Annotated in this window: 8 protein-coding genes; all 8 read left to right on the top strand. The window is 39.9% G+C overall.

The genetic code is table 11. From position 1 onward, the window contains the following. Nucleotides 1-304: 304 nt before the first annotated feature. The 8 genes from leuC (at nucleotide 305) to AAY42_RS03120 (ending at nucleotide 13,125) form a co-directional block, all read left to right on the top strand. On the top strand, nucleotides 305-1,714 hold the full coding sequence (leuC, locus tag AAY42_RS03155) for a 3-isopropylmalate dehydratase large subunit (protein ID WP_055392549.1): 1,410 nt from the start codon (nucleotides 305-307) through the stop codon (nucleotides 1,712-1,714). Between the two features lie 64 nt (nucleotides 1,715-1,778). After that, nucleotides 1,779-2,375 (top strand): 3-isopropylmalate dehydratase small subunit, encoded by a 597-nt coding sequence (gene leuD / locus AAY42_RS03150; RefSeq protein WP_055392548.1) that lies wholly within the window; start codon nucleotides 1,779-1,781, stop codon nucleotides 2,373-2,375. A gap of 28 nt (nucleotides 2,376-2,403) precedes the next feature. Then, nucleotides 2,404-3,921, top strand: coding sequence for an alpha-isopropylmalate synthase regulatory domain-containing protein (locus AAY42_RS03145; RefSeq protein ID WP_055392547.1), 1,518 nt, complete (start codon nucleotides 2,404-2,406; stop codon nucleotides 3,919-3,921). A gap of 86 nt (nucleotides 3,922-4,007) precedes the next feature. Further along, nucleotides 4,008-5,063 carry a 3-isopropylmalate dehydrogenase gene (leuB, locus tag AAY42_RS03140; RefSeq protein ID WP_055392546.1) on the top strand — a complete coding sequence of 352 codons (1,056 nt, stop codon included), beginning with the start codon at nucleotides 4,008-4,010 and terminating at the stop codon, nucleotides 5,061-5,063. A gap of 626 nt (nucleotides 5,064-5,689) precedes the next feature. Further along, nucleotides 5,690-6,439, top strand: a complete 750-nt coding sequence (locus AAY42_RS03135; protein ID WP_055392545.1) for an outer membrane beta-barrel protein — start codon at nucleotides 5,690-5,692, stop codon at nucleotides 6,437-6,439. A gap of 77 nt (nucleotides 6,440-6,516) precedes the next feature. Next, nucleotides 6,517-8,808 carry a carboxypeptidase-like regulatory domain-containing protein gene (locus tag AAY42_RS03130; protein WP_139063631.1) on the top strand — a complete coding sequence of 764 codons (2,292 nt, stop codon included), beginning with the start codon at nucleotides 6,517-6,519 and terminating at the stop codon, nucleotides 8,806-8,808. An 88-nt stretch (nucleotides 8,809-8,896) separates the two neighbouring features. Then, nucleotides 8,897-11,251 (top strand): hypothetical protein, encoded by a 2,355-nt coding sequence (locus AAY42_RS03125; protein WP_055392543.1) that lies wholly within the window; start codon nucleotides 8,897-8,899, stop codon nucleotides 11,249-11,251. 746 nt (nucleotides 11,252-11,997) lie between these two features. Continuing rightward, complete coding sequence (locus AAY42_RS03120) at nucleotides 11,998-13,125, top strand: hypothetical protein (protein WP_055392542.1); 1,128 nt, start codon at nucleotides 11,998-12,000, stop codon at nucleotides 13,123-13,125. Nucleotides 13,126-13,127 lie beyond the last annotated feature (2 nt).

The following is a 13,127-nucleotide window of genomic DNA, read 5'->3' as shown; positions in this document are numbered from 1 at the left end:
TTCAGGGGTTTATGTGTAAAATACTCAAAATCAATACTTAAAAAATATCAGATTCACACTTTAAAAGGTAAATTTTTATCGGCTATTTCCAATGTGTCTAAATTTTTCTGATTTTACTATCTGCAAAGTGCATATAAGCTGATAACATTTGCATCAGATTTTGTTTTAAAACAATGAATCTTAAAAGTCTTTTGCACTATTATGTAAAAAATCAACCTTGAACATCGTAATTTTCACATCAAAATGAAAACAGTTTTTTATACATATTCTAATTTTACAAGCTTATAAATTATTGATTGTAACGATGAGTAAAACACTATTTGACAAGGTTTGGGACTCTCATGTGGTAAAACACATTGAAAATGGCCCCGATGTGCTATTTATTGATAGGCATTTAGTGCACGAGGTAACGAGCCCAGTGGCTTTTCTTGGGTTAAAAAATAGAAATATCAAAGTTTTATACCCGGAACGCACTTTTGCCACTGCCGATCATAACACCCCAACGCGGAATCAACACTTGCCAGTAAAAGACAAGTTGTCGGCAAACCAGTTAAAAGCCTTGGAGGAAAACTCTAAAGCACACAATATTCCATATTGGGGGCTTGGACATGAGAAAAATGGAATTGTTCATGTTATTGGGCCCGAAAACGGGATTACAGTTCCTGGCGCAACAATTGTCTGTGGAGATTCACATACATCTACACATGGTGCTTTTGGTGCCATTGCTTTTGGTATTGGAACTAGTGAGGTTGAGATGGTGTTGTCCACACAGTGCATTATGCAGCCCAAGGCCAAAAGTTTGCGTATTTCTATTGATGGTGATTTAAATATAGGCGTAACGCCAAAAGACGTGGCGCTGTTTATAATTTCCAAACTAACCACTTCTGGTGCTACAGGTTATTTTGTGGAATACGCTGGAGAAGTTTTTAGAAATATGTCGATGGAAGGCCGTATGACCGTTTGCAACCTAAGCATTGAAATGGGTGCTCGTGGTGGAATGATTGCTCCAGATGAAAAGACCTTTGATTATATCAAAGGAAGGGAATACACACCTAAAGGTGCCACATGGGATAAGGCTATGAAATACTGGCAAACACTTTATTCTGATGAAAATGCCGTTTTTGATAAGGAAATCACTTTCACCGCAAACGAAATAGAACCGATGATCACCTATGGCACAAACCCTGGAATGGGCATCGGAATTCAGAATGGTATCCCTTCGGCAGATGCTGTTGAGGGCGGAAATGCAACTTATAAAAAATCACTTCAATACATGGCCTTTAATGAGGGTGAGGCCATGATTGGAAAACCTATTGACTTTGTCTTCTTAGGAAGTTGTACCAACGGAAGAATTGAAGATTTTAGAGCATTTGCCTCTATTATTAAAGGAAGAAAAAAGGCTGACAATGTAACTGCATGGTTGGTTCCAGGTTCGCATCGTGTTGAAGAAGCTATTAGAAGGGAAGGTATTCTGGATATTTTAAATACTGCAGGTTTTGAATTAAGAGAACCCGGGTGTTCCGCATGTTTGGCAATGAATGACGATAAAATTCCAGCAGGAAAATACGCGGTAAGCACATCAAACAGAAATTTTGAAGGAAGACAGGGCCCTGGCTCGCGCACACTTTTGGCAAGTCCATTGGTTGCGGCGGCGGCGGCGGTAACCGGAAAAGTAACTGATCCGCGAGAATTAATGGAATTGCAGACTGCATAACAATATAACAAAATCTGTTTCAGGATTCAGAAAACTGATAGCTGATAACTTAAAACTGATAAAAATGGCTTACGATAAATTCAATATACTAAAAAGCTCCGCGGTACCACTTCCGATAGAAAATGTGGATACTGATCAGATAATCCCAGCCCGATTTTTAAAAGCAACAGAGCGAAAAGGGTTTGGAGATAATCTTTTTAGAGACTGGCGCTACAATCCAGATAATACACCTAAAGAACATTTTGTGTTGAACAACCCCATTTATAGTGGGAAAATATTAGTGGGGGGTAAAAACTTTGGTTCTGGTTCTTCAAGGGAACATGCAGCATGGGCGGTGTATGATTATGGCTTCAGATGTGTTGTATCCAGTTTTTTTGCAGATATCTTCAGAAATAATTGCTTAAATATCGGGGTTCTTCCAGTTCAGGTAAGTCCTGAATTTTTGGACAAAATCTTCAAGGCCATCGAGGCAAATCCAAATGCTGAATTAGAAATCAGCCTTCCAGAGCAAACCATCACAATTTTAGAAACAGGAGAAAGTGAAGGCTTTGCCATCAATGATTATAAGAAAGAAAACATGCTGAATGGCTTTGATGATATCGACTATCTGTTGAACATCAAAAAAGACATTGAGGTGTTTGCCCAGGATACCCCACTTTAAGTCATTATAGAAGATTACTACATTTAAAATGGAAAAACGTACTGTTGAGATTATGGATACCACCCTAAGGGATGGTGAACAAACTTCAGGTGTGTCCTTCTCTTCATCAGAAAAGCTTACGCTGGCAAAACTGCTATTGGAAGAGCTTAAAGTAGACCGCATAGAGGTGGCTTCGGCGCGTGTATCGGACGGAGAGTTCACTGCAGTCAAGAACATTACGGATTGGGCCGCAACAGAAGGGTATCTTTCCAAGGTGGAAGTACTGACCTTTGTAGACAAGGGTGTCTCCTTAAATTGGATGCAAGAAAGTGGTGCCAAGGTTCAAAACTTGCTTACAAAAGGCTCGTTAAACCATCTTACCCATCAACTAAAAAAGACACCTGAACAACATTTCAAAGATATTGAAATAGTCGTTTCCAAAGCTGAAGTTCTGGGTATCGAAACCAACGTATATTTGGAGGACTGGAGCAACGGAATGCGAAATTCTCCAGAATATGTCTTTCAATTTCTTGATTTTCTAACTGCCCAACCCATAAAAAGAATCCTTTTACCGGATACCTTGGGAGTTTTAACCCATGATGAGACTTCAGACTTTCTAGGTCAAATTATTGCAAAATACCCCAATACACATTTTGATTTTCATGGCCATAACGATTATGATCTTAGTGTTGCAAACGTTATGGAAGCATTAAAAGCTGGATGTCACGGATTGCACCTAACAGTCAACGGAATGGGTGAGCGTGCAGGGAATGCGCCTTTGGCCAGTGTGGTTGCCGTGATCAATGATTTTATGCCCGAAATTTCAATAGGTGTCAAAGAATCTTCACTTTACAAAGTCAGTAAATTAGTGTCTGCTTTTACCGGTTTTGGCATTCCTGACAATAAACCAATTGTAGGAGATAATGTTTTTACGCAAACTGCTGGTATACATGCAGATGGAGATAGCAAAAAAAACCTTTACTTTAATGATTTATTGCCTGAGCGTTTTGGTAGAAAGCGGAAATATGCTTTAGGAAAAACATCAGGAAAAGCCAATATTCAGAAAAATCTTCAGGAGTTAGGATTGACCCTGAATGATGATGAGCTCAAAAAAGTAACAGAGCGCATTATTGAACTTGGAGATAAAAAGGAACGCGTTACCAAAGAAGATCTTCCCTTTATTATTTCTGATGTTTTGGATAGTGAATTACATCAACAACGCATATTTGTAAAATCATATGTACTCACCCATTCAAAAGGTCTAAAACCTTCCACTACTCTTTCTATAGAGATTGACGGTAAGCTGTATGAAGAACATGCACAAGGAGACGGGCAATTTGACGCTTTTATCAATGCCCTTAAAAAAGTATATCAGAAAGAAAAAATGGAATTGCCCAAATTGGTGGACTACGCAGTAAGAATTCCTCCGGGAAGTACTTCGGATGCACTTTGCGAAACATTTATCACCTGGCAAACCAAAGAAAATGATTTTACTACTAGAGGATTAGATTCCGATCAAACGGTATCTGCTATAAAAGCAACGGAAAAAATGCTCAACCTAATTTAAACAGAGTTCAGAATTCAGGTTACAATAATCAGTCATCTGAACTCTGATAATCGACAACTAATAATAAACAACTGAATACCCAAAATATGAAATTAAACATTGCCCTTCTGGCAGGAGATGGAATTGGTCCAGAAGTAATAGATCAAGCTGTAAAAGTATCAAATGCGATTGCTGCAAAATTTAACCATGAAATCAATTGGACACCGGCATTGACAGGGGCCGCGGCCATTGATGCCGTTGGTGAGCCGTATCCAGATGAAACCCATGAAATTTGTGCCAATGCGGACGCCGTTCTGTTTGGAGCAATTGGACATCCCCGTTTTGACAATGATCCATCGGCAAAGGTACGTCCTGAGCAAGGGTTACTTAAAATGCGAAAAAAATTGGGGTTGTTTGCCAATGTACGCCCAACATTTACTTTTCCTTCTTTGATAGACAAATCCCCATTAAAAAGAGAACGGATTGAAGGTACTGACCTCATTATTCTGCGAGAATTGACTGGAGGCGTATATTTTGGTGTGAGAGGTAGAAAAGATAATGGAAATACCGCTTTTGATACAATGACCTATTCTCGCGCCGAAATTCAGCGATTGGCAAAAAAGGGTTTTGAAATGGCCATGAAGCGTAGTAAAAAACTTTGCTGTGTGGATAAGGCCAACGTACTGGAAGCTTCTCGCTTATGGAGAGAAACCGTCCAAGCCATGGAAAAAGATTATCCAGAAGTAGAAGTTTCCTATGAATTTGTAGACGCAGTAGCCATGCGTTTGGTGCAATGGCCCAAAGCATATGATGTTATGATAACCGCTAATTTGTTTGGGGATATTTTAACCGATGAGGCTTCTGTGATTTCCGGGTCTATGGGATTAATGCCCTCTTCCTCCTTGGGTGAAAAGACAAAACTGTACGAGCCAATTCATGGTTCTTACCCACAAGCAGCGGGCAAGGATATTGCCAACCCCTTGGCTACTGTATTATCTGCAGCTATGCTGTTTGAAGATTTTAACCTTACAGAAGAAGCTGAAGCCATTAGATCGATTGTAAACAAATCTTTGGCCGAAGGTATTGTTACCGAAGATTTAGCCGATGGTGGAAAAGCGTACAAAACAAGTGAGGTTGGCGATTGGCTGGCCCAAAACCTCTAATACAGTAAAGAGCCGCCACTGTCATATCGAGTGCAGTCGAGATATTCAGATGCCCATTTTGAACGTGGTCGAAAGGACTCTCAAAACATAAATAACCAAACTATCCAAAGAGGGCTCCGTGAAATTCACGGAGCTTTTTATTTATATTCCTTTTACCTCCCCTCCAATAATCTCTATATCCCATACTGAGCGAAATATCCATACTATCTGATGTTCTATTCTAGACAATAAATAGGAGTAAAAAAATACCAAATCAGTTCAGTTTTACACTACATCAACTGAAACTCCACATCCGTCAATTGACATCCCCAGACGGCTACCTCCATTTCTATTTTTGAAACCGATTATGACGTGTGAGCCACCACGTTTAAACCAAAATTAGAATGTCAAGTCAATCTCAAAAATCAAACCTTCCTACCCTTGGGCCTTACCCGTACCTAAATATTGAATTACAATGTTTAGAACTATCATAAATGGCCCGGCAAATAACATACACAATAATAACCCTTAAACCAATTTGCAAATGAAAGGAAAAACCTATGATACATCTTAATTAAATAGCAACACCATATAAACATGAAAAAATCAAAAATTTTTAACCAAAGCCTTCAAATCCAATAATTATTATGAAGCATATACTCTTTATTACATCGGTCCTGTGTTTTTTGATATTCCCTTTAAAGGGAATCGCTCAGGATACGGATGAAGCAACAAATTCCGATGGCTCCATTATAGTGGGTGCCCGAGTCGGAGGCAGTTTTAGTCAATTTGCACAACCCGGAACCGTGATCACCGGCAATATCGGTGCTTTTGGTCGTTATGAGGCCTTGCCCTATATGCAGGTACAATTAGATTTAGGTTACGATGTTTTCGGTGGCGGCCGTACTGACCTTAACAGGGAGTTGCCTGAGCCTGCCAATACCACGCAAGCAGGTATACTCACACAATTGGAATACCTGAACCGTCAGGTCTTTTTCCATTCGGTAGCGGGTCGGCTTTCAGCAAGGTTTTCCTTGCCGGAGCTTAATGGCGCTGCAGTGCAGCCACGTCTTATCGTCGGGGGTAACCTGAACTACATTTTCAGGGGCCGTGAAAACCGGGATCAGTACATGGTGTTCGACGATGGTTCACGAATCATCCTATCCAACGATTGGGAAGAAGTCGGAGCCGACTACAAGTCGATTAATCTTGGCGCACATTTCGGTCTTGGCATCGATTTTAACCTGACAAACGGCGAAACATTTTCAGTGGAATTTATCTACGACCGCGGTTTTACCGACCTGAATAATATCACCATAGGTCAGCCCGAAAATATCGAGGTAATACGAACCAATCGTTTCGGGATAAGCTTTACCTACACCATTTTAAATTTTTAGCTATGAACAAGAAATACAAACACAATTATTTTAATCCAATACATCTATTGTCGAATACATTTAAAAACCATAATACAATGAAAAGAAACAAAAACTATTTTTCCATCATAGGCATGGTACTCGCTTGTGGTGTGCTCATCACTTCATGTGCCGATAACTTCGCAGAAGAAGAACTATTGCTCAGGCAACAAGAACGCAGTGACCGAATTGCAGCAGATGAAGCCGCAGCAGAAGCGGCAGATGAAGCAGCGGAAGAAGCCCTTTCAGCCGAAAATGCCGCTGCATTAACAGCAGCCGCCAATGTTACCTATACCATAAGCCTTCACTCAGATAACGTTCCAGCAGCTGATGTAGCCGTAACGCTTACCAACCAAAATGGCGGCGGCACAACTTCAATTGTTACAGATGCAAACGGTAATGCTGCTTTTGTAGATATCGATTTAGGTGGATACAACGTGTCCATAGTATCCAATGACTACCTTGATTCTTCATATCTTGTAGATTTTGGTTCCCCTCAAGACGGCGTCCATTACGAGTGGATAAATGGCTCAATCGTAGCTTTGGAGCAGTCCGAGGCTTCAAAAATTGAGTTGTTGGAACTTAATGGTATGCAAACCGCTACCATTACAGGAACGGTAGAAATAGAAACTGACCTTACCAATGATACCCCAGAGGTACCACAAGAGGTCACCATCCGTGCCAATTTGGACAATTTCGGTGGTCTTTTTGAGCATACTATAAATAGTGCTAATGGAAACAACAATGGAGGTGATTTTTATATCTTCAACTCATATTCCTTAACAGAAGGAGATATCGGTTCCGCAGTTGTTGATGCCAATACTGGTGAATATTCTATGCAAGTTCCCGCTCAAGAAGATGGTACTGTTATTGATTTACTAATACCCCTTGTAGAAGCAGACCAAACACTAGGGTTCTCAAGTGTAGACGGACAAGATGTAGGTGTACAAGTAGGTACACAGGCAGCTGTTTTTGGCCCAGATATTACAGCTACCACCACCCCTACTATTGAAGGAGTGGTTGCCCAGTTCCCAGAACCTGAAGCTCCGGGAAGAGGGTTTACTGTAGGTAACTTTACCACATTACCACGAACACTATCAACCGGTGTTATAGACAACTTTCCACTTGAAAACGATTTAGATGATATTCAATTTAGAGGTAACCCGGGATCAGATGACTTCCAGTTATCACCACTAATTACAGTCTCAGATCCTGAAATTACTGATGGATTGGGAGATACGGCAGAGATAGTGGCCAATATGTCTTGGGCACTTAACTCTTTTGATTTAATAAGTGGAGGGAATTTTGCTGCGTTCGAAAGTGTCGAATTTGTTGTCAGAGTTGTCTACAGTGATGCAACCACTGAAGATTTTCCTACAGGTCTATCTAGGCAAGCCAATAATGCGGGAACTCTTACACCAGTATCGTATACTGATATTGATATTCCTTTCAACACATCTAAAGAAGTAGTTGGCATTACAATTACCCAGGACATAGCGAATAGCCAGGCGGGCGTGTTAAACGTTAATAACATTGGAATAAATGGTTCAATTACGGGCTTTGAATTGACTAATGCTGGTCATGGATACACTTCAGTTCCGACAATAACCGTTGGAAATCAGGGTAGCCCGACTACTAGGCCTTCTCTTGAGATTTCAGAAATGGCATTCCAGTATACATTTGATTTGGACAACTCCGGAGTAACACAAGGATATGTTGTACTTCCTGATGTATCTTTTGAGCTTGAAAACGCAATTGGAGCTTTCAATGAAAGTACTTCGGTGACGCTTGTCACATTAGATGCAGATGGTTTTCAGGACCTTTCAGCCCCTCAAGATCCTTTAACTGATGGTTTAATGGTTTCCAATGGCGACCTCGTCTTTAATGATGATTTGTTTAGCGCTAATGTTTTTGCAATCGCTACTGTAGATAAAGGACTGACTGGTTATTCATACTCGGAACCAAATGTGATCATAGTTGAACCTATCCACGAACAAACCACAGCAGATGTAGATGTCAACAACGATGGCGAAATCACAGGCTTATTCAATATTATTGTAGGCTCCGGTTATACTTCGGAATACGATGTCACCTTGGTTACACAAAACGGTCTGCCCGGTGCAGGTGCTGTACTTGACTTGATAAATTTTGCTACTACTAGTGAAACTGGAGAAGTGACTTGGGGTGGTAATGATGTTATCGTGGTAGAGTCAGGTTCTGGTTATACTGAGGATGTGAACATTAGCAGAGAATTCTTTTCTGCCCCAACTTTCATTAGTTTAAAAAATGGTGAGACCAAGATTGTAAATATTAACTACGGTACGGGAGATACTGTATCTGACGTTGATTAAGAACAATGGTTGCTTATTCACATATAAATGAAAGGGGCCTTCGGGCTCCTTTTGTGTATTCTAAAAAGTAGTTTTTAAAAAAATTATCATGACAACAAGAAAAAATATACGGACAAAAAACAAAACCTGTTTTTTCGTCTTAGGCCTAGTACTCGTCTGTGGGGTTTTGATTACCTCATGTAAAGATGAGTTTGAAGCAGAACAACTGTTGGTCGATCAAGCCGAGCGCAGTGACCAAATTGCGCAACGAGAAGCTGATGAGAAAGCCGCAGAACAACTCGCAGAAGAAGAACTTTCAGCCGAAAATGCCGCTGCATTGGCGGCAGCTGCCAACCTCACCTATACTATAAACCTTTTCTCAGATGACGTTCCAGTTGTTGATGTAGATGTTATGCTTACCAACCAAAATGGCGGCAGTATAGCCGCAGTGACTACAGATACTAATGGCAATGCTGTTTTTGTGGATATTGACCTGGGAGGGTACAATGTGGCCATAACATCGGATAATTACCTTAACGCATCTTACTTGGTAGATTTTGGTTCTCCTCAAGAAGGTGTCCATTATGAATGGATCAATGGTTCCATTATAGCTTTGGAACAGACCGAGGCATCAAGAATTGAGTTGTTGGAATTGAATGGCACCCAAACAGCGACCATCGAAGGAAAAGTTGAAATAGAGACCGATTTGACCAACAATACTCCAGAAGTACCACAAGACATTACCATCCGTGCCAATTTGGACAATTTCAACGGCATGTTTGAACATACCAATAATAGTTTCAATGGATCCAACGATACTGACTCGTTCTATATTACTGGTTCTTTCTCATTAACGGAAGGAGATATCGGTTCTGCCAATGTTGACCCCAATACTGGTGACTACACCATGCAGGTCCCTGCCCAAGAGAACGGTACAACTATAGAACTTTTGTTCCCTTTGATTGAGGCCAATCAGACCTTGGCATTTTCCAGTATCAATGGACAAGATGTAGGTGCCCAGGTAGGTACACAGGCAGCTGTCTTTGGGCCTGATATTGCTGCTGCCACTACTCCCAAAGTACCAGGAGTTACAGCTACCTTTCCTACTCCCCCGGAGCCAGGAAGAGGATTTAACCTTAGTTTAAACACTGATCGATATCCGGAGGATTTGCTCAGTATAGGAAGTGGCGTGGCGACTATTGATGAATTTCCTGTACAACTCGTAGAAGGAACATGGTTCAGAGCTTCCAGAGGATCAGGATATCAGGTCACACCTCTAATTACTTTAAGTGCACAGGATATACCCACGGGAGACCCAGCTATGATAGAAGCATGGATGGACTGGACGTTTGAGTCTGTGACCTACACAGCTCAGCCTGCAGCTACATATGGCGTTAATGAGCAACTTTATATTTTTGTGGAAATATTGGATGAGAACGGAGTACGAGATACTTATGATTTTGCACGAATCAATGCTGAAGCGGATGGATCGCTGGTTGCTAGCACTGTGGATTTAGATCCTAACATAAATATTTTTTATGGTCCTGTACCCGCCGAACTAATAACCGAATATGTTGTCACTGGTTTTAATATAATTATCTCGGGTGGAGGCAATTCAACAGGTACCCTGACAAGGTCTGGTAGTGTAGATGCATTTAGGATAGTAGATGATGGTGATTCAGTGTACATCAATATACCAACCATTATAGTAGCTCCTGCTCCGGCACAGGGGACTGATGCAACGTTGGCCATCACAGATTGGGAGTCTATCTATACATATAACTTGGATAATTCAAACATTTCTACACCCTATGTAGTATTGCCTGAAATTTCTTATGAGTATGAAGTTGATCTTGGAGTAACAACTGTTGATGACAGGTTTAGGGTAACCTGGTTTAATTCTGATGGTTCTATAGGTGGCGATGATTTGATTCAACCTTCTCGCAAGCTTCCAGATGCCTTGATCACAGCTAATAATGGTTTGCTGTTTGATAATGATAACTTTTTTGGCAATACTGATATTGATGTTGCAAGACCAGAACAAGCATCTTATACTCCCCCTAAGATTATTATTATTGAGCCTACCCATGAACAAACTACCGCGGATGTCCTTGTGAATTCGGATGGTGAAATCACCGGTATTGCCAATATTTTTGTTGGTAAGGGGTATAATACTATTTACGATGTTACTCTCACAACTTTGGATGGACTTCCAGGCTCGGGAGCTGTGCTTGACCTAGTGGATTTTGATACCGATGAACGAACTGGGGAAGTGACCTGGGGAGGAAATGCTAATGATTTTATCGTAGTAGATAGAGGTTCTGGTTACACACTTGATGTAAACATAGTTGAAGAACCCTTTACCCCAGGAACAGCAAGTCAGGTAATTACCGTAAAAAATGGAGAGACCAAGATTGTAAATGTGAATTACGGTACTGGAAAACCAGTTGCCGAACTTGAATAGAACATATCGTTCTCTATTGAATTAGCAATAAAGGGGCCTTCAGGCTCCTTTTGTTTTTCCAAGCATTTTTGGAACCAAATCCAATAAAACACTATTTAGGTTTTTATTTATTGTTATACAGTAGGATACTGAATATTTTTTATTCCAGATTAAAACAACTCATAAATAAATCATTGAATTTCAATTACTTGAAACTATAATGTAGTTTTTATCCTACGCTATTTTATCTAAATCTATCCGGATTGGGCATTTGTCAACTGGAAAGCCTAATCCATATATCTGAGTCCAAAAAGCGCTTGCAATGCCTATAAATTTGTAGTCGGATGCTATAAAATAGTATGCCTTCTTTATAAAATATAAGTAAACCTCTAAGAAGAAATTATGAAAACCTCAAATATTTTCAAGGCCCTTATGGCAACATTAATCCTATTGATTTTAGCTACCTGTATTCTTTTGATTGCTGTTTACTATGCAGGATATACACCTACGCTATAAAAATTTAAATGAAAAGTTTAGTTAGTTTGAGTTTGTTCAGTGTTTTTTTCAATTCAGATAAGGCTTCGGGAACTAGTTTCCTGGGGCCTTCTGTTCTTTCACATAATTCTGAATATATCTATTGGAAGCACCACGTCCTAAAATTTAAGTAGTAATGATTCCTATCATATCAATTCTAAAAACCCAAAAATCTCAATTGGTAAAATTTTTTATTTCCAAATCAACCCCTTTTTAACTTAACCCTTTAAATTATGAAAAAACTATTTCTTCTCTGTGTTTTACCCCTGTTCTGTATAGGGCAAAAAAAAATAAAGCTTACCAAAGACCCGGTGGCATGGACATACGAAATTTCACCCTCTACCCCTTTGGATGAAACCCTCCGCACCTTTTCTGCAACAGTGAATACCAAATTAGATCCCATGGATTTTTGGGACGATATCAATTGGGCCATGCAAATGGGTGAAATGGATTTGGAAGAACGCGCAAGACTTAGAAGACAAGCCGCGAAGGATACCATTGCAAAATGGAGTAAACAGTACCTATTAAATTCCCGACCCTTTCTATGGGTGAAAACCGACCCTGACTTTTATGTTGAGCTAAGTACGGATACCTTTAAAATGGAACATGTACAATTGGATGTGGACTATTCCAACCCAGAGAGTATTATGGGAGAAATCAACGTTGCAGCCAGATTGTTGGTAAAGACGGCTCAAGATGAAGTACTTCTTGACAAGGAAATCCGGTATTATATTGATGATAAAGATGGATTGACAAACAAACTACGTCTAAGGCATTTGGTATTTAACCCTTCTTTCAAGTTAAAATACAAAATGACTAAAAAGCCCGAGAAAAAAAGAAAATTGTTGGAAAAAAGAATAAAAAAATACGAGGCCGACATTTTGGAGTATTTTATCCAAGAAGCCGGGCGCATTTTAAAAGAACACTATTTGGTTCAACAAGTAAATGCTTATAGCGCCATGTTCGGAGTTAAAAGTAAAGATTATGAAGCTTTGAACGATGCAAGTGAAATAGCAAAAAAGAGCATCAACTCCCTTTCAGCATTGAGCAAAAAGAAAAGAAAGCAGCTAAACGAGATTAAACCTGATTTGGAATACGCAAGGGATTATTGGACCGATAAACTGACCAGAACCACAGATTCGACCATACAAAATGTACTTAATGCCAATCTTTCGGCAGTACTATTAATTTTGGGCGACATTGAAGCCGCAAAATTTCATATCAAAAGCATTCCCGAATATGAAGAATTAGGTACTAAAACCATTTGGGATGGTAGTTTTACATACTACCTCCAAGGACTTGCCAATGCTATTGCCCTAAAAGAACATTACGGAGTACGTGCACAACTGTACAAATATTAAAT

This window comes from Flagellimonas eckloniae, assembly GCF_001413955.1.
In the GTDB taxonomy this organism is placed as follows: Bacteria; Bacteroidota; Bacteroidia; order Flavobacteriales; family Flavobacteriaceae; genus Flagellimonas; species Flagellimonas eckloniae.
Note: the sequence above shows the minus strand (reverse complement) of the source record. Positions and strands in the feature narration are given on the sequence as shown.

Coding starts and splice junctions, on each gene's coding strand:
- leuC (WP_055392549.1), top strand. CDS start 305: ATGAGTAAAACACTATTTGACAAGGTTTGGGACTCTCATGTGGTAAAA.
- leuD (WP_055392548.1), top strand. CDS start 1,779: ATGGCTTACGATAAATTCAATATACTAAAAAGCTCCGCGGTACCACTT.
- AAY42_RS03145 (WP_055392547.1), top strand. CDS start 2,404: ATGGAAAAACGTACTGTTGAGATTATGGATACCACCCTAAGGGATGGT.
- leuB (WP_055392546.1), top strand. CDS start 4,008: ATGAAATTAAACATTGCCCTTCTGGCAGGAGATGGAATTGGTCCAGAA.
- AAY42_RS03135 (WP_055392545.1), top strand. CDS start 5,690: ATGAAGCATATACTCTTTATTACATCGGTCCTGTGTTTTTTGATATTC.
- AAY42_RS03130 (WP_139063631.1), top strand. CDS start 6,517: ATGAAAAGAAACAAAAACTATTTTTCCATCATAGGCATGGTACTCGCT.
- AAY42_RS03125 (WP_055392543.1), top strand. CDS start 8,897: ATGACAACAAGAAAAAATATACGGACAAAAAACAAAACCTGTTTTTTC.
- AAY42_RS03120 (WP_055392542.1), top strand. CDS start 11,998: ATGAAAAAACTATTTCTTCTCTGTGTTTTACCCCTGTTCTGTATAGGG.